This window comes from Pseudomonas sp. RU47 (assembly GCF_004011755.1).
Classification (GTDB): domain Bacteria; phylum Pseudomonadota; class Gammaproteobacteria; order Pseudomonadales; family Pseudomonadaceae; genus Aquipseudomonas.
Map to the genome: position 1 here is coordinate 5319641 of NZ_CP022411.1, position 22600 is coordinate 5342240.

Genomic DNA, 22600 nt, shown 5'->3' on the forward strand with positions numbered 1-22600 from the left:
CCACCGCAGGAATATCGATATAAGGGGCGCCAAAGGCAGTCTTAGCCGGGAGTTAACCTTATGAGTACCGATAAAGAGCAATTGGACGTAGAGGACGACTTTACTCCCGTTGAAACCGATGACGCAGAACCAGTGGTCGAGGTCGCCAAGACCAACCTGAGCAAGCGCCGAACCATCGATAACCTGCTCGAGGAGCGCCGACTGCAAAGGCAATTGGCCGATTACGATTTTGATCTCTGATACTTGAAAGCCTCCTGAACCGGAGGCTTTTTACTTTCTGCAGCTAGCTGGATTCGATCGGCCCATGACCCTGTCAGCTACTACAGGCATTCAGACCAGACCATTGCGCTGCGCCAACTCGATCAGATCAACCAGGGAACGTGCATTGAGCTTCAACAACAAGCGGGTCTTGTAGGTGCTTACGGTTTTGTTGCTCAAAAACATGCCATCGGCGATTTCCTTATTGGTCTTTCCCCGAGCCAACTGCTGCAACACCATCATTTCCCGACCGGACAGACGATCTACCATGTCGGCCTCACTGGCATTACCCAAACTGGTTCGCACCGTATGCAAAGCCTGATTGGGGAAATAACTGTAGCCCGACAATACCGCCTTGATCGCACTGAGCAATTCGGTCAGGTCCTGCTGTTTACAGACATAGCCGGCCGCCCCCGACTGCATGCAGCGCATTGAAAAATGCCCGGGAGCCTGTGAAGTCAATACCAGGACTTTAATAGGCATGGCCGTCGAAGTCAGTCGCGCAATAACTTCCAGACCATCAAGTTTCGGTATCCCAATATCCAGAATAACAATATCCGGCATTTGTTCTCGAGCCAGTTGTAACGCATCCACACCGTTATCAGTCTCTGCGATGACTTCGTAGCCATGACGTTCCATTAGCATACGCACCGCAAGACGAATGACAGGGTGATCATCCACGATCAGCACTTTATTCATGGGCAAGTCCAGTTTCGCTGTTCGAATTTTTAGAACACGCACAATAGCCCAGCCACTTGCTCTATGGCATGCCAGGATAATCATGCACTTGCATCGAAAGACATGCCCTACAGTCATTGCGGATTAATCCTACAAAAAATCGCTATCCATCTAAAAATCCGACGTCATCGCCTCCTTCGCACTCGGCAATATTGGCCTATTTACATTGTTACAGGTTACTTCCAGCAGGACTGAAATCGTGCCTCGCCACTGCGATCGATAACACCTGAGCCGCGCTGAACAGGCTCGAATCGGCGGACGCTAGCGACACTGATTCAACTTAGAAACATCAGGAAATATCAGCTCGAGAACAACACACCCTCTCAGCCAGAATATAAACACCTGAAACAAGATATTTATACCTGACCCATTGTTTTTGCTATAAAAATAAACATCTCGGAAAACAACTACCAAACAAAAACTCGACACCTACTAATACAGCAACTATGAGAAAGACCAGACAGAAGAGCCAAAGCATGTTGAAAATAAAAAGCAAAATCACCAACCCAATGACAGTCATTGCCATATTTGCCGCCATTTCGGAAACATCAGCCGCGATCTCGTTACCGTTTCTTGATAATAAGGACCGGGAAATATACGTGTGGTTTTTGATCAGCTTTCCGTTTTACTTGTTATTTCTTTTCTTTATTACACTAAACTTCAACTACCGTTCCCTCTACTCACCCTCCGACTTCGGCAAAGACAAAAACTTTCTAAAAGTAATCGATAACAATGATCGCGAAAACAAACGACACGCCTCGTCCCAGGAGCCTGCCATGCAAGGTGCATTTGGCGTATCAAGTTGTATCGTGCCGAGTGAGTCAAGCACTGTCGAACGGCAAGACGCGTGCAGAATCCACAACGCACCTGACCCACCGTCGGACATCAACACAAAGCCGAACCTGATTGTTCAGCACAACATTCAGTTACCTGCATGGGTCAGTAACCTGCACCTCATTGATGCGAGGGATGTCGATGAAGCGAGGGAGCTGGCGACGATTCTGGAAAAAATCCGAAACCTTGACAGGAAAACTGCCCGGGTAGTCGTCTTCCTTTCCAATCACGTATCGGATGTTTTACTGACGAAAAACGCAGTGCAGCAAAGCAAGCAGGTAAAAAAGGGCTCAGGCAAGACGCTCTTTATCGTCTATAACCTGTGTTCACAAGCAGTGACGCTGATGGTACGGACATGAACGATGAGTCTCGGCGACAAGCGCGAAGACCAGAAACATGGCTTGATCAGATCCAGACAAAGAATCATGCAAAAAGGGCGACCTTGTCTCGATGACAAGGCCGCCCTTTTCATTGCGCGTCAGTCTGTAACACTCAGAACAGCTTGCGGCCCTTGTTGGCAGCAATGCGCATGCGCAGCGCGTTGAGCTTGATGAAGCCCGCCGCGTCGGCCTGGTTGTAAGCCCCGCCGTCTTCTTCGAAGGTCGCGATGTTGGAATCGAACAGCGAATCGTCGGACTTGCGGCCAGTGACGATCACGTTGCCTTTGTACAACTTCAGGCGCACAACGCCGTTCACGTTGACCTGCGAAGCGTCGATCATCTGCTGCAGCATCAGACGCTCAGGGCTCCACCAGTAACCGGTGTAGATCAGGCTGGCGTATTTCGGCATCAGCTCGTCTTTGAGGTGAGCGACTTCGCGGTCCAGGGTGATCGATTCGATGGCGCGGTGAGCGCGCAGCATGATGGTGCCGCCCGGGGTTTCGTAGCAACCACGGGACTTCATGCCGACATAACGGTTCTCGACGATGTCGAGACGGCCGATACCGTGAGCACCACCGATCTTGTTCAGCGTCGCCAGCACGGTGGCCGGAGTCATTTCGACGCCGTCCAGTGCAACGATGTCGCCATTGCGGTAGGTCAGTTCCAGGTATTGCGCTTTGTCAGGAGCGTTCTCCGGGGAGACGGTCCATTTCCACATGTCTTCTTCGTGCTCGGTCCAGGTGTCTTCCAGCACGCCGCCTTCATAGGAGATGTGCAGCAGGTTGGCGTCCATCGAGTACGGGGACTTCTTCTTGCCGTGACGCTCGATCGGGATCGCGTGCTTCTCGGCGTAGTCCATCAGCTTCTCGCGGGACAGCAGGTCCCACTCACGCCATGGTGCAATGACTTTTACGCCTGGCTTGAGTGCGTAGGCACCCAGTTCGAAACGCACCTGGTCGTTGCCCTTGCCGGTGGCGCCATGGGAAATGGCGTCAGCGCCGGTTTCGTTGGCGATTTCGATCAGACGTTTGGCGATCAGCGGACGTGCGATGGAAGTACCCAGCAGGTACTCACCTTCGTAAACGGTGTTGGCGCGGAACATCGGGAACACGAAATCACGCACGAACTCTTCGCGCAGATCGTCGATGTAGATTTCTTTGACGCCCATGGCCTGAGCCTTGGCGCGGGCCGGCTCGACCTCTTCGCCTTGACCGAGATCAGCGGTGAAGGTCACCACTTCACAGTTATAAGTATCCTGCAGCCACTTGAGGATCACCGAAGTGTCCAGGCCGCCGGAATACGCCAGAACGACCTTGTTTACGTCCGCCATGCCATCACTCCACGGGGTTCTACGGAAAGCCGAGGAGTCTACCGCTCAAACGCGATAATTTACAGAGGCGCGACAGCTTAAGACGACAAAGCGACAGAATCTGTCGAGAGCGCGACGATGACCGGCGGGTCAGGAAGTCGCTGCAGTGCTGGCTGGTGTGCTCGCTTGAGGCGCAGGCGCGGGGCTGACCGGCGCCACGCGCGCCAGTTTCACATTGACCCGACGGTTCTTCGCGCGATTAGCCGCATTGGTGTTCGGCACAATGGGATATTGCTCGCCGTGGAAACGCACGGTGATCTGCGATTCCTGAATACCATTGGCCTTGAAGAAGTCGACGACAGCCAGCGCGCGGCGGCGCGACAGTTCGCGGTTGGTCAGGCGATTGCCACTGTTGTCGGAATGGCCGTCGAGTTCGATGTGATTGACCGTCGGATCAGCCTTCATGAATTCGAGCATTACTTGCAGCCTGGCCTTGGCGGCGGCGTCGAGGTCAACGCCCTCGCCGGGGAAGCCGATCTGCGACTGTTTGATCTGGTCAAAATTCTGCGGCAGCAATTTCGCTACACACGTCTGGTAATCGTTGAAGGCTTTGCTGAATTTGACCGGCAGCAAGCGAACTTCCGAGACGCGGCCGTCGCCCGAGGCACGGCGTACAACCGGGCTACGGCCGTCCAGCAGGCCACTGATCAGACCACCGGCCTGAGACTGCGAGCTGTTGAACAATACGTTGCCGCTGCCGAGCCTGACGCTGCCCAGGTTGATGTCGCCACGGCCCGGCTGCCAAGGCGCCGCCGCCGCGAGCAAGGTCGCTGAACCGCCGCCAAGCATGGCGTTGTAGGCATTCAGACGAAATATCGCCTGCTCACCGGCCTTGCGCACGAACTCACCCGAGCCGAAATCAGTGATCGGCTGGGTCAGACGACATTCGAACTTGTCGCCGGCGACCGTCCACTCAATGTTCTCCAGACGGGTCTGGTACGTGAGCGCCATCGCGGGAAGGCTGGCAAACACACTGAGCAAGGCTAAATAACGCTGGCGCACGGGAGGCTCCATTGGCTTCTGAAACACAAAGACCGATTCACACTATGTTTACGGCATACCTACGGGATATCGGAAGGTTCCGGCAAAACTTGATAGCGAGTGCCTGCAAGAGTCTTTTCCGGTAGCATTCGCCTCAGTTTGACCCGCCTGGAATCCCCTCATGTCCGACCGCCTGACCCTGCTGCGTCCCGACGACTGGCACATTCATCTTCGCGATGGTGCCGTGTTGACCAATACCGTTGCCGATGTTGCGCGCACCTTTGGCCGCGCCATCATCATGCCCAACCTGGTACCTCCGGTGCGCAACGCCGCTGAAGCCGACGGCTATCGCCAGCGGATTCTCGCTGCCCGCCCGGCCGGCAGTCGCTTCGAGCCGCTGATGGTGCTGTACCTCACCGACCGCACCCAGCCCGAAGAAATCCGTGAGGCCAAGGCCAGCGGTTTTGTGCACGCCGCCAAGCTGTACCCGGCTGGCGCGACCACCAACTCCGATTCCGGGGTAACCAGCATCGACAAGATTTTTCCGGCGCTGGAAGCCATGGCCGAAGTCGGCATGCCGCTGTTGATCCACGGTGAAGTTACCCGTGGCGACGTCGACGTGTTCGACCGCGAAAAGATCTTTATCGATGAGCACATGCGCCGCGTGGTCGAGCGTTTTCCGACGCTGAAAGTGGTGTTTGAACACATCACCACCGGCGACGCCGTGCAGTTCGTCAACGAGGCTTCGGCCAACGTTGGCGCGACCATCACCGCGCATCACCTGCTCTACAACCGCAACCACATGCTGGTCGGCGGGATTCGGCCGCACTTCTATTGCCTGCCGATCCTCAAGCGCAATACGCACCAGGAAGCCCTGCTCGACGCCGCCACCAGTGGCAGCGCGAAGTTCTTCCTCGGCACCGATTCGGCGCCGCACGCCCAGCATGCGAAGGAAGCCGCCTGCGGTTGCGCCGGTTGCTACACCGCGTACGCCGCCATCGAGATGTACGCCGAAGCCTTCGAACAGCGTAACGCGCTGGACAAGCTCGAAGCCTTCGCCAGCCTCAACGGCCCGCGTTTCTACGGCCTGCCGGCGAACACCGATCGCATCACCCTGGTTCGTGAAGAATGGACCGCCCCAACCAGCCTGCCGTTTGGCGAGCTGACCGTTATCCCGCTGCGCGCCGGTGAAAAACTGCGCTGGCGCCTGCTGGAGGAACACGCGTGAGTGAAGACCATTTCGACGACGAACTGGACGGTCAAAGTGGTGGTGGCGGTTCCCGTCACCCAATGGCAGCACGCTTTCGCGGCTACCTGCCGGTAGTCGTCGACGTAGAAACCGGTGGCTTCAACTCGGCCACCGATGCGTTGCTGGAGATTGCCGCGACCACCATCGCCATGGATGAAAAGGGTTTCGTTTACCCGGATCACACCTACTTCTTCCGCGTTGAGCCGTTCGAAGGCGCCAACATTGAAGCGGCAGCGCTGGAGTTCACCGGGATCAAGCTCGATCACCCGCTGCGCATGGCCGTCAGCGAAGAAACCGCACTGACCGACATCTTCCGTGGCATTCGCAAAGCGTTGAAGGCCAATGGCTGCAAACGCGCGATTCTGGTTGGCCACAACAGCAGCTTCGATCTTGGCTTCCTCAACGCGGCCGTTGCGCGTCTGGACATGAAGCGCAACCCGTTCCACCCGTTCTCCAGCTTCGATACCGCGACACTGGCCGGTCTGGCATACGGTCAAACCGTACTGGCGAAAGCCTGCCAGGCCGCCGACATCGATTTCGACGGTCGTGAAGCGCACTCGGCGCGTTACGACACCGAGAAAACCGCTGAGCTATTCTGTGGCATCGTCAACCGCTGGAAACAGATGGGCGGCTGGGAAGATTTCGACGATTGATTGATGATCGTCGGGTAAATCCCGCACATGAAAAAACCGGCCACAGGGGCCGGTTTTTTTTTACCTCGACGTTGCGCCTTACAGGGCAGCAGCGTTCTCGGTCAGGTAGGCAGCAACGCCTTCTGGCGAAGCGTTCATGCCTTTGTCGCCTTTTTTCCAGTTGGCAGGGCAGACTTCGCCGTGCTCTTCGTGGAATTGCAGAGCGTCGACCAGACGGATCAGCTCTTCCATGTTACGGCCCAGCGGCAGGTCGTTGATGATCTGCGAGCGGACAACGCCTTTGTCGTCGATCAGGAACGCGCCACGGAAAGCCACGCCGCCTTCGGATTCAACGTCGTAAGCCTTGGCGATGTCGTGCTTCATGTCGGCAGCCATGGTGTATTTCACCTGGCCGATACCGCCATTGTTCACTGGAGTGTTGCGCCATGCGTTGTGAGTGAAGTGCGAGTCGATCGACACAGCGATCACTTCAACGTTGCGTGCCTTGAAGTCAGCCATGCGGTTGTCCAGAGCGATCAGCTCGGAAGGGCAGACGAAGGTGAAGTCCAGTGGGTAGAAGAACACCAGGCCGTATTTGCCTTTGATGGCCGAGGACAGGGTGAAGCTGTCAACGATCTCGCCATTGCCGAGTACGGCCGGGACGGTGAAGTCAGGGGCTTGTTTGCCTACGAGTACGCTCATTGATATCTCCTGGTGTAAAAACTTGAAGTTCAGGGTTCGCGCCAGCCTGCCACCCTCAGGCGACAGCCCTGTGACACGAACCCCCTTCGCAAGGGCCGACCATCATACACTGCGAATTTGGCCTGTCCTTAACGGTTTTTTAAAGCAGGCGCAGAACGGCGCTGCATTTACGGGGCCAGGCAAATCGCCAGTAATCACCGTTCGTCAGTCACCGCGCTCAATCGGCTAAAGCCTTCCGAAAGCACTTTGACAATCATTCTCGTTAACATTAAGATCCATCGCAATTGAGTCACAACCAGCGACGGTTCTCACTTATGTATGTTTGTCTCTGCACTGGCGTCACCGACGGACAGATCCGCGAAGCGATCTATGAAGGTTGCTGCAGCTATAAAGAAGTCCGCCAGGCCACCGGCGTCGCCAGCCAATGCGGCAAATGTGCCTGCCTTGCGAAGGAAGTCGTACGCGAAACCCTGACCAAGCTGCAAACCGCTCAGGCCGCGATCCCCTATCCGGTAGAATTTACTGCTGCGTAATAACACCCCATTTCAAAGAACCGGACTTATGTCCGGTTTTTTTATGCCTGTAAATCAATTGCTTAGGCTCCAGACGCGGAACACAAACATTCTTATTCCGATTAATTTTCATATATTATTCAATAACTTAGGTTTGACACTTATAAGTACGAAGCTCAAACTCCGCCTTATATACAGCTATTACAGGGCAGGACTCCGATCATGAAAGGCGACATTACAGTCATCCAGCATCTCAACAAGATCCTTGCCAATGAGCTGGTCGCGATCAATCAGTACTTCCTGCATGCGCGCATGTATGAAGATTGGGGTCTGAACAAGCTCGGCAAGCACGAATACAAAGAATCCATCGACGAAATGAAGCACGCGGACAAGCTGATCAAGCGCATCCTGTTCCTCGAAGGCCTGCCGAACGTGCAGGATCTGGGCAAGCTGCACATCGGCGAGCACACCAAGGAAATGCTGGAGTGCGACCTGCGTATCGAGAAGACCGGCCACGCTGACCTGAAGACCGCGATCGCGCATTGCGAGACCGTCGGTGACTTCGGTAGCCGTGAACTGCTTGAAGACATTCTCGAATCCGAAGAAGAACATATCGACTGGCTCGAAACCCAACTGGGCCTGATCGATAAAGTCGGTCTTGAGAACTATCTGCAATCGCAGATGGGCGAAGAGTAGGAGCTGCCGAAGGCTGCGATCTTTTCAGATTGCACCGGCAACTTGCAGTAACTTTTCGAACGCACTAAAAAGCCCCGCCCTCTTTCGAGTGGCGGGGCTTTTTATTGGCTGGAGATCAAAAGATCGCAGCCTCGTTTCACTCGACAGCTCCTACACCAGCAGCTGTCGCATGAAACCTGGTCAATCAGGCTTCGGACTTGTTCGCCGCTGCCGCTTCAACAGCCGACTTGATGGTGCTTTGCAGCGAACCGTCTGCAGCCATCTCGGTCATGATGTCGCTACCGCCGACCAGCTCACCGCCGACCCATAGTTGCGGGAAAGTCGGCCAGTTGGCGTATTTAGGCAGGTTGGCGCGGATTTCCGGGTTCTGCAGGATGTCCACGTACGCAAACTTTTCGCCACACGCCATCACAGCCTGTGCAGCTTTCGCAGAGAAGCCGCACTGCGGGGCATTCGGCGAGCCTTTCATGTAAAGCAGAATGGTGTTGTTGGCAATCTGCTCTTTAATCGTTTCGATGATATCCATGGAGCACCTCGGCTGAACTTTCCGACTCATGGGTCGGCACGGTGACGCATTGTAACGGAATCCCGAGCGCCATGCTCGGTCTCCCCGACAGTCATGCTCAAGCCGCCGCCACCGTCACCGGCACGCCATTCAACGCCGCATTGCCGGACAACTCGTCGAGCTGACATTCATCAGTCAGGTCATTCGCGCTCGAGCCCGGCTGACTACTCGCAATCGCCATCTGCACGCCTGGCCGTGCATGACCCCAGCCATGCGGCAGGCTGACCACACCTCTCATCATGTCGAGGCTGCCGAGCACTTCGACTTCGATTTGCCCGACCCGCGAACTGACGCGCACCCATTGACCATCGTTGAGCCCGCGGCTGGCAAGATCGTCCGGGTGCATCAGCAACTGATGGCGCGGCTTGCCTTTCACCAGACGGTGATAGTTGTGCATCCACGAATTGTTGCTGCGTACGTGGCGACGGCCAATCATCAACAGTTCATCTGCAGCGGGCGCCTGCAACGCGGCGAAGCGTACGAGGTCAGCGAGAATCTCTGGCGGCGCAGCCTGCACATGTTGGTTCGGTGTTTTCAGGCGCGAGGCCAGATTCGCTTTCAACGCCCCCAGATCAATACCATGGGGATGATCGAACAGCGTCGCCAACGAGAGTTTCTGCTCGGAGGCGTCACCGTACAGGCCCATGCGCAAGCCCATGTCGATCATCTTCGCCGGCGGCATGGTCGGCTTCAGCTCTTTACCGGTCTTCTCGGCAAAGGCCTTGGCCAGGCCAACAAAAATCTCCCAGTCATGCAGCGCGCCTTCAGGCTTGGCGAGAATTGCACGATTGAAGCGAGTCACGTTACGTACCGCGAACAGGTTAAACGTGGTGTCGTAGTGATCATTCTCCAGCGCCGAGGTCGACGGCAGGATCAAGTCGGCGTAACGCGTGGTTTCGTTGATGTAGAGGTCAATGCTGACCATGAACTCCAGGCCGTCCAGCGCTTGTTCCAGTTGCCGCCCGTTCGGCGTCGACAACACCGGATTGCCGGCCACAGTGATCAGCGCACGGATCTGACCCTCGCCTTCGGTGAGCATTTCTTCGGCCAGCGCCGAGACCGGCAACTCTCCGCCGTATTCAGGACGACCCGAGACACGGCTTTGCCATTTGTTGAAATGCCCGCCCGAGGTCGATGCCACCAGGTCCACGGCGGGTTCGGTGCATAACGCGCCGCCTACCCGGTCGAGATTGCCGGTGACCAGATTGATCAACTGCACCACCCAGTGGCACAGCGTGCCAAAGGCCTGGGTTGAAACCCCCATGCGGCCGTAGCAAACCGCACTCGGCGCGGCAGCGAAGTCGCGGGCCAGTTGACGGATCTGTTCGGCAGGCACGGCGCACAACGGGCTCATGGCTTCAGCGGTGAACGACGCTACCGCCCCGCGCACGGCCTCGAGCCCATCGACCGGCAAATGACTGTCGCGGGTCAGGCCTTCACTGAACAGCGTATTAAGCACGCCAAACAACAACGCGGCATCCCCTCCCGGACGCACGAACAGATGCTGATCAGCCATCGCCGCCGTCTCGCTTCGCCGTGGATCGACCACCACGACCTTACCACCGCGAGCTTGAATAGCTTTTAAACGTTTTTCGACATCCGGCACGGTCATGATGCTGCCGTTGGAGGCCAGCGGATTACCACCGAGGATCAACATGAAATCGGTGTGATCGATGTCCGGAATCGGCAGCAGCAAGCCGTGGCCGTACATCAGGTAACTGCTCAGGTGGTGCGGCAACTGATCGACCGAGGTCGCCGAAAAGCGATTGCGCGTCTTCAGCAAACCGAGGAAGTAATTGCTGTGGGTCATCAGCCCGTAGTTGTGCACGCTCGGGTTGCCCTGATAGACCGCCACGGCGTTCTGGCCATGACGCTCCTGAATCGCCGCCAGCTTCTCGGCCACCAGCGCAAACGCTTCGTCCCACTCGATCGGCAGCCATTCGCTGCCCACACGGCGCATTGGCTGACGCAGGCGATCCGGATCGTTCTGGATATCTTGCAGCGCCACGGCTTTGGGGCAGATGTGGCCACGACTGAAGGTGTCGAGCGCATCGCCCTTGATCGAGGTGATCGCGACATTGCCATCGGTTTCGGTGGTCTCGATGGTCAGACCGCAAATGGCCTCACACAGGTGGCAGGCACGGTGATGGAGAGTCTTGGTCATGGCCAGTCTCTGTCTTGTTCTGGGCGGGTAATGACACCCGCGGGAACAAAACTATGGCCCGAGTGATGAAGCAGCGCCAGCGACGTTCGTCTTGTGAATCGGCGCCTATCAGGTGCGCCGATAGACCGCCGCGCTCAACTCGATGGAAGCTGCGGAGGAGCTGCCAGCTGGATTTCCTGGATGGTTTCGATCTGCTCGTGGGCGACGTGAACGCCGGTGAGTTCGCCGATCAATCGCCAGTGTTCGTCGAGCCCGGCGCTAATCGTTGCCATGCGATCGATCATGTGGCGGCCGGCGCTCTTGACGACTTCGTCTTCGCTGCGCAGCAGTTCGAACGACATTGAGGTCACCGACGCGGTGAGGTGGGTCAGAGAGCGAGCCGTGTGGCCCAGCAATTCCATTAACAGTTTTTCTTTCGATTCCATGCGGAGGCTTCCTGCGTCGCTCGAAACTTATTTATAACCCAGCACTTTGCTTTAGCAAATGTTTCAACCTGAGCATCCGACCAAATGATGGCATGGCGCCACGGTCGTAAACCGACCCAAGCGACACGATCCCCGCCACGCCGCATTGCCAAGCCCCGCGAGGCCAGTGTACAAAGGGACTCGCTGCTGCCCTGAACCCGGCTTCAAATGCGCGACTGCAACATTCAGTGCGCCCTTCGATTTCCGCAAAAACTGTAGCCTATTGGAAAAACGCGACATTTAGTGTCAATATCGCGCCTTCCCCTATTTCGTCGCCCCGTGCGGCTTACGCCGCAGGTCTCGCCCGTTGTTCCGTTAAACAAGGCTTTGAGCATCTGCGGTTTGTAGCAAAAAGGTAGTCAATGATGAGCGCAAGGCACTTTCTCTCCCTGATGGATTGCACGCCCGAAGAGCTGGTCAGCGTGATCCGTCGAGGCGTTGAGCTCAAGGACCTGCGTAACCGCGGCGTACTGTTCGAGCCTCTGAAAAACCGTGTACTGGGCATGATCTTCGAGAAGTCCTCGACCCGTACCCGTATCTCCTTCGAGGCCGGCATGATCCAGCTCGGCGGCCAGGCGATCTTCCTCTCGCCGCGTGACACCCAACTGGGTCGTGGCGAGCCGATCGGCGACTGCGCCATCGTCATGTCGAGCATGCTCGATGCGGTGATGATCCGTACCTTTGCCCACAGCACCTTGACCGAATTTGCGGCCAACTCGCGCGTACCGGTGATCAACGGCCTGTCCGATGATCTGCACCCGTGTCAGCTGCTGGCCGACATGCAGACATTCCTTGAACACCGTGGCTCGATTCAGGGCAAAACCGTGGCCTGGATCGGCGACGGCAACAACATGTGCAACAGCTATATAGAAGCAGCGATGCAGTTCGACTTCCAGTTGCGCATCGCTTGCCCGCAAGGCTACGAGCCCAACCCTGAGTTCGTCGCCAAGGCCGGCGATCGCGTGACCATCGTTCGCGATCCGCAAGACGCCGTGCGTGGCGCGCATCTGGTGAGCACCGACGTCTGGACTTCGATGGGTCAGGAAGAGGAAACTGCCAAGCGCCTCAAGCTGTTCGCCCCGTTCCAGGTCAACCGTGCTTTGCTCGACCTCGCTGCCGAGGACGTGCTGTTCATGCATTGTTTGCCTGCGCACCGTGGCGAGGAAATCAGCCTCGACCTGCTTGATGACCCGCGCTCCGTCGCCTGGGATCAGGCAGAAAACCGTCTCCACGCACAGAAGGCCCTGCTCGAGTTCCTCGTTGAACCGGCATATCACCACGCATGAGCCATGAACTACTGCTGAACCTGCGCAACCTCGCTTGCGGCTACCAAGATCAACGTGTGGTGCAGAACCTTAATCTGCACCTTAATGCCGGTGACATCGGCTGCCTGCTCGGTTCGTCCGGCTGCGGCAAGACCACGACCCTGCGCGCCATCGCCGGTTTCGAACCGGTGCACGAAGGTGAAATCACCCTCGGTGGCGAAACCATCTCCAGCGCCGGCTTCACCCTGGCGCCGGAGAAACGCCGGATCGGCATGGTGTTCCAGGACTACGCGCTGTTTCCGCACCTGAGCGTTGCCGACAACATTGCCTTCGGCATTCGCAAGCATCCGAACAAGGAACGCGTGACCGAAGAACTGCTGGAACTGGTCAACCTGAAGAACCTCGGCAAGCGCTTCCCGCACGAATTGTCCGGCGGCCAGCAACAGCGTGTCGCCCTCGCCCGTGCCTTGGCGCCGGAGCCGCAATTACTGCTGCTCGACGAGCCGTTCTCCAACCTTGATGGCGAACTGCGCCGCAAGCTCAGCCATGAGGTGCGCGACATTCTCAAGGCCCGTGGCACCAGCGCAATTCTGGTGACCCACGACCAGGAAGAAGCCTTCGCCGTCAGCGATCACGTCGGTGTATTCAAGGAAGGTCGACTGGAGCAGTGGGACACGCCGTACAACCTGTATCACGAACCGGCAACGCCGTACGTGGCCAGCTTCATCGGTCAGGGTTACTTCATTCGCGGCCAGCTCGGCAGCCCGGAATCGGTGCAGACCGAACTGGGTGAGTTGCGTGGCAATCGGGCTTATACCTGGCCGATTGGCGGGGCTGTGGATGTGTTGCTGCGTCCGGATGACATTGTTTATGCGCCGGACAGTGGGTTGAAAGCGCGGATTGTCGGCAAGACCTTCCTTGGGGCGTCGACGCTGTATCGTCTGCAATTGCCGACAGGCGCGCAGCTGGAATCGATTTTCCCGAGTCATGCTGATCACCATGTCGGTGCGGAAGTGGGGATTCGGGTTGCGGCTGAACACCTCGTATTGTTCCAGGCATCTGGCAGCACCGCTGCGCAGATCCCGGCAGTGGAAAACGGCGTCCGCCGCTACAGCACTGCCCTCTGACCAACACCGGATCCCACTGTAGGAGTGAGCCTGCTCGCGATAGCGGTGCATCAGTCAAATCATCTGTGACGGATGTATCGCTATCGCGAGCAGGCTCACTCCTACAGGGTTTTGCGTTAACCCAGGATCAAGGTGCCGCTGGCAACCAGCGTCGCATTGCCGCCAATCTTCACTCGCTCGCCTTCCAGCCGACAAAACAACTCCCCGCCCCGCGCCGAGCGCTGGCAAGCGGTCAGGCTCGATTTGCCCAGACGCTTGGACCAATACGGGATCAGGCTGCAATGCGTCGACCCGGTCACCGGATCTTCATTGATGCCAATCGCCGGCGCAAAATAGCGCGAGACGAAGTCGTGCTGATTACCCCGCGCCGTGACGATAGCGCCCAGCCACGGCAGCTTGGCCAACGCCACCATGTCCGGCTTGCAATCGAGCACGGCCTGCTCCGATTCCAGTACCACAAACAGTTCGTTGGAGCCGAGCACATCAACCGCTTCGACACCCAGCGCCCGCTCAACGTCGACAGTCACACCAATCTCAGACGGCATGATCGACGGGAAATCCAGCCACAACCGATCACCTTCCCGCGTGACGCTCAGCGGGCCGGATTGACAGGTAAAGTCGATACGCCCGGCGCTTTCCTTGTCAATTTCGAACAGCACATAAGCGCTGGCCAGCGTGGCGTGGCCGCACAGTGGCACTTCAGTAGTCGGGGTGAACCAGCGGATATGCCAGGCCGATCCCTCACGCACCAGAAACGCAGTTTCCGCCAGATTGTGCTCGGCGGCGATCTTCTGCATCAGCTCATCCGCAAGCCAGGCATCCAGCCGATAGACCATCGCCGGATTGCCACTGAACGGCCGATCACTGAACGCATCGACCTGATGAAACTCGAGCTGCATAACCTTCTCCCTAAGTCAGTCGGCAGAGCATGCAACCACGAGGCGATCAGCGCCAGTGACAGAACCGGCCAATTTTCTGCATACAGCGATAACGGTCACGTGCGGCCGATATCGGCAAATTTCGCCTGGGTATGTTCGGCGAGCACGGCGGGTGCCAGTTCCACCTCCAGGCCTCGCCGACCGGCGCTGACATAAATAGTCGCAAAACCCTGAGCCGAGTCATCAATAAAGGTACGCAGGCGCTTCTTCTGCCCCAACGGGCTGATGCCACCCAACAGATAACCGGTGGAGCGTTGTGCGGCTGCCGGGTCAGCCATCTCGGCTTTTTTCACCCCCGCGGCATGCGCCAGACCTTTGAGGTCGAGGCTTCCGACGACCGGCACCACCGCCACCAGCAACTCGCCTTTTTCGCTGGCCGCCAACAAGGTTTTAAACACCTGCGCTGGCTCCAGCGCCAGTTTTTCCGCGGCCTCCAGCCCATAGGATGCGGCCTTGGGGTCATGTTCGTAACTGTGCACGCGATGTTCGGCACGAACTTTTTTCAACAAGTCCAACGCAGGGGTCATGGCAGCTCCAGGCTCGGCAGTGACAGAAAAATGCTGCGTCGGATTCTAGGTGATCAGCCTCTAAAAGGCTCTATCCCAAGCCACGATTCCCGTGGCTTACAGACTTTTCGAGTGCACGGCACTGCAGCGACGGCAGAGGATCATTCACACAACGAATAGTTTTATTGTGACCGATGGTTCACTTTCGACCTTTGACAGGTTTGTTTCTTGTCTATATTTTTTCGAATCTGAATAATGTAAGAATTATCGTCATCGCAGCACCCAGCAGTAAACCGGGAAAGGAATGGGGATTCCTGACCGGGGAAAATCGCGCCCTGCCCTATCGGCAAGACGCCAGACAACAACAAAAACCGAGGTTTTCAATGACAACTGCTTTACAGCAACCAACGCTTTCGAGCCAATGCATGGCCGAGTTTCTAGGTACTGCACTGCTGATCTTTTTCGGCACCGGTTGTGTCGCCGCGCTCAAAGTCGCGGGCGCCAGCTTTGGCCTGTGGGAAATCAGCATCATCTGGGGCGTCGGCGTGAGCATGGCGATCTACCTCACTGCCGGGGTTTCCGGCGCGCACCTGAACCCGGCCGTGAGCATCGCCCTGGCGATCTTCGCCGACTTCGAGAAGCGCAAACTGCCGTTCTATATTCTGTCGCAGATCGCTGGCGCCTTCTGCGGCGCGCTGTTGGTTTACACGCTGTACAGCAACCTGTTCTTCGATTACGAACAAACTCATCAAATGGTCCGTGGCTCGGCCGCCAGCCTTGAGTTGGCCTCGGTGTTTTCGACCTTCCCGAATCCCGTTCTGTCGACTGCTCAGGCGTTCCTGGTCGAGATGATCATCACCGCGATTCTGATGGGCGTGATCATGTCGCTGACCGACGACAACAACGGTCTGCCGAAAGGCCCATTGGCACCGCTGCTGATCGGCTTGCTGATCGCGGTGATCGGTAGCTCGATGGGCCCGCTGACCGGTTTCGCGATGAACCCGGCACGCGATTTCGGTCCAAAGCTGATGACTTTCTTCACCGGCTGGGGTGAAATTTCCTTCACTGGCGGTCGCGATATTCCGTACTTCCTGATTCCGATTTTTGCACCGATTGTCGGTGCCTGCCTCGGCGCTGCCGGGTATCGCGGGCTCATCGCCCGTCACCTGACCGGCGCCACACCTGCTACAAAGGATGCAGAACCGGCCATTGACGGCAAACCAAGAACTTCTTGAAACAGTCGGCGCCGGCTCCTGCCCTATAGAGCCTGCGCCACGGCCCACTCTCCCTTATTTCGTCCAAGGCAATCGACATGACCGACATTCAGAATAAGAACTACATCATTGCCCTCGATCAGGGTACGACCAGCTCCCGCGCGATCATTTTCGACCGCGATGCGAACGTGGTCTGCACCGCGCAGCGCGAATTCGCTCAGCATTACCCACAGGCCGGTTGGGTCGAACATGACCCGATGGAAATCTTCGCCACCCAGAGCGCGGTGATGGTTGAAGCGCTGGCTCAGGCCGGTCTGCATCACGATCAGGTCGCCGCCATCGGTATCACCAACCAGCGCGAAACCACCGTAGTCTGGGACAAGACCACCGGCCGCCCGGTGTACAACGCCATCGTCTGGCAGTGCCGCCGCAGCACCGAGATCTGCCAGCAGCTCAAGCGCGATGGCCACGAAGAGTACATCCGCGACAACACCGGCCTGGTTACCGACCCATACTTCTCCGGCACCAAACTGAAGTGGATCCTCGACAACGTCGAAGGCAGCCGCGAGCGTGCACGCAACGGCGAACTGCTGTTCGGCACCGTCGATAGCTGGCTGATCTGGAAATTCACTGGCGGCAAGGTCCACGTCACCGACTACACCAACGCCTCGCGCACCATGCTCTTCAACATTCACTCGCTGGAGTGGGATTCGAAGATGCTGGAGATCCTCGACATCCCGCGCGAAATGCTCCCGGAAGTGAAGGCTTCTTCGGAAATCTACGGTCGCACCAAGAGCGGCATCGCCATCGGCGGTATCGCCGGCGACCAGCAAGCGGCACTGTTCGGCCAGATGTGCGTGGAACCAGGTCAGGCGAAAAATACCTACGGCACTGGCTGCTTCCTGCTGATGAACACCGGCGACAAAGCGGTGAAATCCCAGCACGGCATGCTCACCACCATCGCTTGCGGCCCGCGTGGCGAAGTCGCTTATGCGCTGGAAGGTGCGGTGTTCAACGGCGGTTCCACCGTGCAATGGCTGCGTGATGAACTGAAAATCATCAACGACGCCCACGACACCGAATACTTCGCCAATAAAGTGAAGGACAGCAACGGTGTGTACCTGGTGCCGGCGTTTACCGGTCTGGGCGCTCCGTACTGGGACCCGTATGCCCGTGGCGCGCTGTTCGGCCTGACGCGCGGTGTTCGCGTCGATCACATCATCCGCGCCGCACTGGAATCGATCGCCTACCAGACCCGCGACGTGCTCGACGCCATGCAACAGGACTCCGGCGAACGCCTCAAAGCCCTGCGTGTGGATGGCGGTGCGGTGGCGAACAACTTCCTCATGCAGTTCCAGGCCGACATCCTCGGCACGCAGGTCGAGCGCCCGCAAATGCGCGAAACCACCGCACTCGGCGCGGCGTATCTGGCCGGTCTGGCGTGCGGTTTCTGGGGCAGCCTGGACGAACTGCGCGGTAAAGCGGTGATCGAGCGCGAGTTCGAGCCGAGCCTCGACGAAACCGAGAAAGAGAAGCTGTACAAGGGCTGGAAAAAAGCCGTCAGCCGCACCCGTGACTGGGCGCGTGAAGACGCTGAATAAGCCAACCTTAGGACTGGTTAAAGCGGTCCAAACAGCGTGAAAGCGTAGCGAGCGAAGGCAAGCCAAGGCAAAAACAGGCGAGGACGCGGAGTTTACGGGTTTGTAAATGAGCAGTCCGAGCCTGTTTTTAACGCAGGATGGCCGAGCGCAGTAGCTTTCACGTTGTTTGGAAACTGGTAGGGAGCGGATTCCTGCGTCATCATGGGCAAATTTTGCACGGCAGCCCAAAGGAAGCCCCATGAATCTGCCTCCCCGTCAGCAGCAAATCCTCGAGCTGGTCCGCGAACGCGGCTATGTGAGCATCGAGGAAATGGCCACGCTGTTCGTTGTTACCCCGCAAACCATCCGCCGCGACATCAACCAGCTCGCGGAAGCCAATCTGCTGCGTCGCTACCATGGTGGTGCCGCCTATGATTCCAGTGTCGAAAACACCGCCTATGCGATGCGCGCCGACCAGATGCGCGATGAAAAACAACGCATCGGTGAAGCCATCGCTGCACAGATCCCCGATCACGCTTCGCTGTTCATCAATATCGGCACGACCACCGAGTCGATTGCCCGCGCCCTGCTCAATCACAATCACCTGAAAATCATCACCAACAACCTGCACGTCGCGTCGATGCTCAGTGCCAAGGATGATTTCGATGTGTTGCTGACTGGCGGCAATGTGCGTCGTGACGGCGGTGTTGTCGGTCAGGCGAGTGTGGACTTCATCAATCAGTTCAAGGTTGACTTTGCGCTGGTCGGGATTAGCGGTATTGATGAAGACGGCAGCCTGCTGGATTTTGATTATCAGGAAGTGCGGGTTTCCCAGGCGATCATCGCCAATGCGCGACAGGTGATTCTGGCAGCGGACTCGAGCAAGTTCGGGCGCAATGCGATGATCCGGCTGGGGCCGATCAGTCTGATTGATTGCCTGGTGACCGATCAGCAACCGGTGCCGGCGCTGGCGCAGTTGTTGAGCCAGCACAAGATTCGCCTGGAAGTCGTTTAACCTCCCTTCTATTCATTTTCTGTATTGACGCCTTCGCGAGCAGGCTCGCTCCCACATTGGAATGCATTTCAAACCGTGGGAGCGAGCCTGCTCGCGAAAACAATCGATCAAACAACACGTCTTCTGCGCCCTTGCGCGCATTTGATGTTCGAAAATTTTCCTTTCCCTGCTCTTCGATGAGTTTTTTCAATCGAATGCGACTGGCTGCGCGCGTCTTTATGGGCTACCATTTTCGCAAATGAACATTCATGTTCGATTTCCAATATAGAAAATCAAAAGAACCCGAGGCCAGCCGATGTCCACCTCTACCTTGCGTACGCCCCCAATCTCCGAGATCTATGACATCGCCGTTATCGGCGGCGGGATCAATGGCGTGGGGATCGCAGCGGATGCCGCCGGTCGCGGGCTTTCGGTGTTCCTTTGCGAAAAGGACGATCTGGCCAGCCACACTTCGTCGGCCAGCAGCAAGCTGATCCACGGTGGTCTGCGCTACCTCGAACATTACGAATTCCGTCTGGTGCGTGAAGCGCTGGCCGAGCGCGAAGTGCTGCTGGCCAAGGCGCCGCACATCGTCAAACCGATGCGCTTCGTGCTGCCACACCGTCCGCACCTGCGCCCGGCGTGGATGATCCGGGCTGGCCTGTTCCTCTATGACAACCTCGGCAAGCGCGAAAAACTGCCAGGTTCGAAAAGCCTCAAGTTTGGTGCCGACAGCGCGCTGAAAAGCGAAATCAAGAAAGGCTTCGAATACTCCGACTGCTGGGTCGACGACGCCCGCCTCGTGGTACTCAACGCCATGGCCGCCCGCGAAAAAGGCGCCCACGTGCACACTCAGACCCGTTGCGTCAGCGCCCGTCGTGCCAAAGGCCTGTGGCACCTGAACCTGGAACGTGCCGACGGCAGCCTGTTTTCGATCACCGCCAAAGCACTGGTGAACGCCGCTGGCCCATGGGTTGCCAAGTTCATCCGTGACGACCTGAAGATGGAATCGCCGTACGGCATCCGTCTGATTCAGGGCAGCCACATCATCGTGCCGAAACTGTACGAAGGTGATCACGCGCACATTCTGCAAAACGAAGATCAGCGCATCGTTTTCACCATTCCGTACCTCAACCACTTCACCCTGATCGGCACCACCGACCGCGAGTACACCGGTGATCCGGCGAAAGTGGCCATCACCGATGGCGAAACCGATTACCTGTTGAAAGTGGTCAACGCCCACTTCAAGCAGCAGATCAGCCGTGACGACATCCAGCACAGTTACTCGGGCGTACGCCCACTGTGCAACGACGAATCCGACAACCCGTCGGCCGTCACCCGTGATTACACCCTGGCCTTGTCGGGCAACACTGAAGAAGCACCACTGTTGTCGGTGTTCGGCGGCAAGCTGACCACCTACCGCAAACTCGCTGAATCGGCGATGGCGCAGTTGCTGCCATTCTTCACCCAGATGCGCCCGAGCTGGACGGCCACCGCCACCCTGCCCGGCGGCGAAGACATGACCACCCCGCAAGCCTTGAGCGCGCTGATCCGCGACAAGTTCGACTTCGTGCCGACCGAGATCGCTCGTCGCTGGTCCACCACTTACGGCAGCCGCACGTGGCGCATGCTCGAAGGCGTGGAAAGCCTCGCCGACATGGGCGAACACATTGGCGGCGGGCTCTACACCCGTGAAGTCGATTACCTGTGCAGCGAAGAGTGGGCAACCACAGCGCATGACATTCTGTGGCGTCGTAGTAAGCTGGGCCTTTTCACTACCCCGGCAGAGCAAGAGAAGCTTGCGGCGTATTTGGGTAAGGTCGAACAGAACCGTAGCAAGATCGAAGCGGCGTGATGTGAACATCGCTTAAACGAAAGCCCCTGAATTGAGAGATTCAGGGGCTTTTTGTTTTGTGGGTTCTGTTGAACCTGATTGTGTCAGTTAGATCTCTCCCCCTCACCCCAGCCCTCTCCCCCAGGGGGTAGAGGGGAAAGGGAGCCGATCGAGGTGCTCTGTAAATCCTGAGTTCGACTCGGTATTCCAAGTCGGCGTAACTTGCCCAAACAACGCGATCGGTCCCCTCTCCCTCTGGGAGAGGGTTAGGGTGAGGGGCTTTTCGCCGTTCGGATTTCCGAACGCGACTTGACGGTCAATTCGGTAAACCGGATCAGATACGCCAAATACCACCATCACAAAACTTTAATACTCTTCTAAATCAACAAGTTAAGCTACAGCAACTGGTCTGGCACGACTCATGCTCTACACTCTCTCGACGAATGCCTGTTGCGCCAACACTTCAGGAGCCGTCAGGCATTCGAAGCACAAAAGGGCCGACGAACTGGCTCCATAAAAAAAACAATTCGAGGAAAATTTGATGCGCATCGTTCCCCATATCCTGGGCGCAGCCATTGCGGCCGCTCTGATCAGCACGCCAGTTTTCGCCGCCGAACTCACCGGCACCCTGAAGAAAATCAACGATTCGGGCACCATCACGCTCGCTCACCGCGACAGCTCTATTCCGTTTTCCTACATTGCAGACGCTTCCGGCAAACCAGTGGGCTACTCCCACGACATTCAGGTGGCTATCGTTGAAGCCCTGAAAAAAGACCTGAACAAGCCCGATCTGCAGGTCAAGTACAACCTGGTCACCTCGCAAACCCGTATCCCGCTGATCCAGAACGGCACCGCGGATATCGAGTGCGGCTCGACCACCAACAACGCCGAACGCGCCCAGCAAGTCGACTTCACCGTCAACATCTTCGAAATCGGCACCCGTCTGCTGGTCAAGAAAGACAAGGATGGCAAGCCGTCCTACGCTGACTTTGCCGACCTGAAAGGCAAAAACGTCGTGACCACCGCCGGCACCACGTCCGAGCGCATCATCAAAGCGATGAACGCCGACAAGCAGATGGGCATGAACATCATCTCCGCCAAAGACCACGGCGAATCCTTCAACATGCTGGAAAGCGGCCGCGCCGTAGCCTTCATGATGGACGACGCCCTGCTGGCCGGCGAAGAAGCCAAGGCCAAGAAACCGACTGACTGGATCATCACCGGTACGCCACAGTCCTTCGAAGCCTACGCGTGCATGGTGCGCAAAGACGACCCGGCCTTCAAGAAGGCTGTCGATGCCGCCATCGTTGGCCTGTACAAGTCGGGCGAGATCAACAAGATCTACAGCAAGTGGTTCGAGAGCCCGATTCCTCCAAAAGGCCTGAACCTGAACTTCCCGATGAGCGACAAGGTAAAAGATCTGATCGCCAACCCGAGCGACAAGCCGGCGCCTGACGTAAAAATCTGATTCCTGACTAACCTTATCTCCTGAGGGAGCCACCCTCCCTCAGGCGTCTGTTACTACCTGCTGGCTATACAGTGGAACACTCGACCTGGCGGTTTTCGAGCCGATCGCGTGTGCCTGACGTTCAACGTCG

The 22600-nt window shown here is 57.4% G+C and carries 22 protein-coding genes; 13 read left to right on the plus strand and 9 right to left on the minus strand.

Annotation, left to right across the window (positions count from 1 at the left end; genetic code table 11):
- Positions 1–60 precede the first annotated feature (60 nt).
- Entirely contained in the window at positions 61–240 is a 180-nt protein-coding gene (locus CCX46_RS24210; protein ID WP_127929596.1) for a PA3496 family putative envelope integrity protein, read from the plus strand.
- A 90-nt stretch (positions 241–330) separates the two neighbouring features.
- Here CCX46_RS24210 and CCX46_RS24215 read toward each other — a convergent pair whose 3' ends face one another.
- Complete coding sequence (locus tag CCX46_RS24215) at positions 331–957, minus strand: response regulator transcription factor (protein WP_007916656.1); 627 nt, start codon at positions 955–957, stop codon at positions 331–333.
- A 515-nt stretch (positions 958–1472) separates the two neighbouring features.
- On the opposite strand from CCX46_RS24215, the gene CCX46_RS24220 reads away from it, so the two are divergent.
- Entirely contained in the window at positions 1473–2189 is a 717-nt protein-coding gene (locus CCX46_RS24220) for a hypothetical protein (RefSeq protein WP_127929597.1), read from the plus strand.
- Between the two features lie 133 nt (positions 2190–2322).
- Here the strand turns inward: CCX46_RS24220 and CCX46_RS24225 are convergent, their stop codons facing one another.
- Together CCX46_RS24225 and CCX46_RS24230 are read right to left on the minus strand one after the other, a co-directional pair.
- Positions 2323–3540 (minus strand): argininosuccinate synthase, encoded by a 1218-nt coding sequence (locus CCX46_RS24225; protein ID WP_007916658.1) that lies wholly within the window; start codon positions 3538–3540, stop codon positions 2323–2325.
- A gap of 129 nt (positions 3541–3669) precedes the next feature.
- Positions 3670–4581 carry a flagellar protein MotY gene (locus tag CCX46_RS24230; protein ID WP_127929598.1) on the minus strand — a complete coding sequence of 304 codons (912 nt, stop codon included), beginning with the start codon at positions 4579–4581 and terminating at the stop codon, positions 3670–3672.
- A 160-nt stretch (positions 4582–4741) separates the two neighbouring features.
- Between CCX46_RS24230 and pyrC the strand changes: the two genes are divergently transcribed.
- Complete coding sequence (pyrC, locus tag CCX46_RS24235) at positions 4742–5788, plus strand: dihydroorotase (RefSeq protein WP_093430577.1); 1047 nt, start codon at positions 4742–4744, stop codon at positions 5786–5788.
- Positions 5785–6462, plus strand: a complete 678-nt coding sequence (gene rnt / locus CCX46_RS24240) for a ribonuclease T (protein ID WP_007916667.1) — start codon at positions 5785–5787, stop codon at positions 6460–6462. The genes pyrC and rnt overlap by 4 nt, the downstream gene beginning before the upstream one ends.
- Before the next feature lie 78 nt (positions 6463–6540).
- Here the strand turns inward: rnt and CCX46_RS24245 are convergent, their stop codons facing one another.
- On the minus strand, positions 6541–7143 hold the full coding sequence (locus tag CCX46_RS24245; protein ID WP_003227723.1) for a peroxiredoxin: 603 nt from the start codon (positions 7141–7143) through the stop codon (positions 6541–6543).
- A gap of 314 nt (positions 7144–7457) precedes the next feature.
- Here CCX46_RS24245 and CCX46_RS24250 point away from each other — a divergent pair, with 314 nt between their 5' ends.
- Positions 7458–7676: a bacterioferritin-associated ferredoxin gene (locus CCX46_RS24250; protein WP_003227725.1), complete on the plus strand. Its 219-nt coding sequence runs from the start codon at positions 7458–7460 to the stop codon at positions 7674–7676.
- Positions 7677–7877: 201 nt separating this feature from the next.
- Positions 7878–8351, plus strand: a complete 474-nt coding sequence (bfr, locus tag CCX46_RS24255) for a bacterioferritin (protein WP_007916671.1) — start codon at positions 7878–7880, stop codon at positions 8349–8351.
- Between the two features lie 184 nt (positions 8352–8535).
- Here bfr and grxD read toward each other — a convergent pair whose 3' ends face one another.
- From grxD to CCX46_RS24270, 3 genes are all read right to left on the minus strand, one after another.
- Positions 8536–8877: a Grx4 family monothiol glutaredoxin gene (grxD, locus tag CCX46_RS24260; RefSeq protein ID WP_008079424.1), complete on the minus strand. Its 342-nt coding sequence runs from the start codon at positions 8875–8877 to the stop codon at positions 8536–8538.
- A 97-nt stretch (positions 8878–8974) separates the two neighbouring features.
- Positions 8975–11080 (minus strand): molybdopterin oxidoreductase family protein, encoded by a 2106-nt coding sequence (locus CCX46_RS24265; protein ID WP_127929599.1) that lies wholly within the window; start codon positions 11078–11080, stop codon positions 8975–8977.
- Positions 11081–11214: 134 nt separating this feature from the next.
- A complete protein-coding gene (locus CCX46_RS24270) occupies positions 11215–11505 on the minus strand; it encodes a hypothetical protein (RefSeq protein WP_007916677.1) in 291 nt (96 codons plus the stop codon).
- 404 nt (positions 11506–11909) lie between these two features.
- On the opposite strand from CCX46_RS24270, the gene argF reads away from it, so the two are divergent.
- Together argF and CCX46_RS24280 are read left to right on the plus strand one after the other, a co-directional pair.
- The gene (gene argF, locus CCX46_RS24275; RefSeq protein WP_127929600.1) at positions 11910–12830 is read left to right on the plus strand and encodes an ornithine carbamoyltransferase; all 921 of its coding nucleotides are present in this window, start codon (positions 11910–11912) and stop codon (positions 12828–12830) included.
- Entirely contained in the window at positions 12827–13936 is a 1110-nt protein-coding gene (locus tag CCX46_RS24280; protein WP_127929601.1) for an ABC transporter ATP-binding protein, read from the plus strand. Before argF ends, CCX46_RS24280 begins: the two co-directional genes overlap by 4 nt.
- A 116-nt stretch (positions 13937–14052) precedes the next feature.
- Here CCX46_RS24280 and CCX46_RS24285 read toward each other — a convergent pair whose 3' ends face one another.
- Both CCX46_RS24285 and ybaK read right to left on the minus strand, forming a co-directional pair.
- Positions 14053–14835, minus strand: a complete 783-nt coding sequence (locus CCX46_RS24285) for a PhzF family phenazine biosynthesis protein (RefSeq protein WP_127929602.1) — start codon at positions 14833–14835, stop codon at positions 14053–14055.
- Between the two features lie 95 nt (positions 14836–14930).
- On the minus strand, positions 14931–15401 hold the full coding sequence (ybaK, locus tag CCX46_RS24290) for a Cys-tRNA(Pro) deacylase (RefSeq protein ID WP_127929603.1): 471 nt from the start codon (positions 15399–15401) through the stop codon (positions 14931–14933).
- Positions 15402–15763: 362 nt separating this feature from the next.
- On the opposite strand from ybaK, the gene CCX46_RS24295 reads away from it, so the two are divergent.
- The 5 genes from CCX46_RS24295 (at position 15764) to CCX46_RS24315 (ending at position 22470) form a co-directional block, all read left to right on the plus strand.
- The gene (locus tag CCX46_RS24295) at positions 15764–16615 is read left to right on the plus strand and encodes an MIP/aquaporin family protein (RefSeq protein ID WP_064391976.1); all 852 of its coding nucleotides are present in this window, start codon (positions 15764–15766) and stop codon (positions 16613–16615) included.
- Between the two features lie 77 nt (positions 16616–16692).
- On the plus strand, positions 16693–18195 hold the full coding sequence (glpK, locus tag CCX46_RS24300) for a glycerol kinase GlpK (RefSeq protein ID WP_110718865.1): 1503 nt from the start codon (positions 16693–16695) through the stop codon (positions 18193–18195).
- A gap of 238 nt (positions 18196–18433) precedes the next feature.
- Positions 18434–19189: a DeoR/GlpR family transcriptional regulator gene (locus tag CCX46_RS24305; RefSeq protein ID WP_007916700.1), complete on the plus strand. Its 756-nt coding sequence runs from the start codon at positions 18434–18436 to the stop codon at positions 19187–19189.
- Positions 19190–19484: 295 nt separating this feature from the next.
- Positions 19485–21023: a glycerol-3-phosphate dehydrogenase gene (gene glpD / locus CCX46_RS24310; protein WP_127929604.1), complete on the plus strand. Its 1539-nt coding sequence runs from the start codon at positions 19485–19487 to the stop codon at positions 21021–21023.
- 520 nt (positions 21024–21543) lie between these two features.
- Positions 21544–22470 carry a glutamate/aspartate ABC transporter substrate-binding protein gene (locus CCX46_RS24315; protein ID WP_095048295.1) on the plus strand — a complete coding sequence of 309 codons (927 nt, stop codon included), beginning with the start codon at positions 21544–21546 and terminating at the stop codon, positions 22468–22470.
- Positions 22471–22600: the final 130 nt, after the last annotated feature.

Excerpts from the sequence above, each read along its gene's own strand:
- CCX46_RS24210 (WP_127929596.1), top strand. The coding sequence starts at position 61 with ATGAGTACCGATAAAGAGCAATTGGACGTAGAGGACGACTTTACTCCC.
- CCX46_RS24215 (WP_007916656.1), bottom strand. The coding sequence starts at position 957 with ATGAATAAAGTGCTGATCGTGGATGATCACCCTGTCATTCGTCTTGCG.
- CCX46_RS24220 (WP_127929597.1), top strand. The coding sequence starts at position 1,473 with ATGTTGAAAATAAAAAGCAAAATCACCAACCCAATGACAGTCATTGCC.
- CCX46_RS24225 (WP_007916658.1), bottom strand. The coding sequence starts at position 3,540 with ATGGCGGACGTAAACAAGGTCGTTCTGGCGTATTCCGGCGGCCTGGAC.
- pyrC (WP_093430577.1), top strand. The coding sequence starts at position 4,742 with ATGTCCGACCGCCTGACCCTGCTGCGTCCCGACGACTGGCACATTCAT.
- CCX46_RS24245 (WP_003227723.1), bottom strand. The coding sequence starts at position 7,143 with ATGAGCGTACTCGTAGGCAAACAAGCCCCTGACTTCACCGTCCCGGCC.
- CCX46_RS24250 (WP_003227725.1), top strand. The coding sequence starts at position 7,458 with ATGTATGTTTGTCTCTGCACTGGCGTCACCGACGGACAGATCCGCGAA.
- bfr (WP_007916671.1), top strand. The coding sequence starts at position 7,878 with ATGAAAGGCGACATTACAGTCATCCAGCATCTCAACAAGATCCTTGCC.
- grxD (WP_008079424.1), bottom strand. The coding sequence starts at position 8,877 with ATGGATATCATCGAAACGATTAAAGAGCAGATTGCCAACAACACCATT.
- CCX46_RS24265 (WP_127929599.1), bottom strand. The coding sequence starts at position 11,080 with ATGACCAAGACTCTCCATCACCGTGCCTGCCACCTGTGTGAGGCCATT.
- CCX46_RS24270 (WP_007916677.1), bottom strand. The coding sequence starts at position 11,505 with ATGGAATCGAAAGAAAAACTGTTAATGGAATTGCTGGGCCACACGGCT.
- argF (WP_127929600.1), top strand. The coding sequence starts at position 11,910 with ATGAGCGCAAGGCACTTTCTCTCCCTGATGGATTGCACGCCCGAAGAG.
- CCX46_RS24280 (WP_127929601.1), top strand. The coding sequence starts at position 12,827 with ATGAGCCATGAACTACTGCTGAACCTGCGCAACCTCGCTTGCGGCTAC.
- CCX46_RS24285 (WP_127929602.1), bottom strand. The coding sequence starts at position 14,835 with ATGCAGCTCGAGTTTCATCAGGTCGATGCGTTCAGTGATCGGCCGTTC.
- ybaK (WP_127929603.1), bottom strand. The coding sequence starts at position 15,401 with ATGACCCCTGCGTTGGACTTGTTGAAAAAAGTTCGTGCCGAACATCGC.
- CCX46_RS24295 (WP_064391976.1), top strand. The coding sequence starts at position 15,764 with ATGACAACTGCTTTACAGCAACCAACGCTTTCGAGCCAATGCATGGCC.
- glpK (WP_110718865.1), top strand. The coding sequence starts at position 16,693 with ATGACCGACATTCAGAATAAGAACTACATCATTGCCCTCGATCAGGGT.
- CCX46_RS24305 (WP_007916700.1), top strand. The coding sequence starts at position 18,434 with ATGAATCTGCCTCCCCGTCAGCAGCAAATCCTCGAGCTGGTCCGCGAA.
- glpD (WP_127929604.1), top strand. The coding sequence starts at position 19,485 with ATGTCCACCTCTACCTTGCGTACGCCCCCAATCTCCGAGATCTATGAC.
- CCX46_RS24315 (WP_095048295.1), top strand. The coding sequence starts at position 21,544 with ATGCGCATCGTTCCCCATATCCTGGGCGCAGCCATTGCGGCCGCTCTG.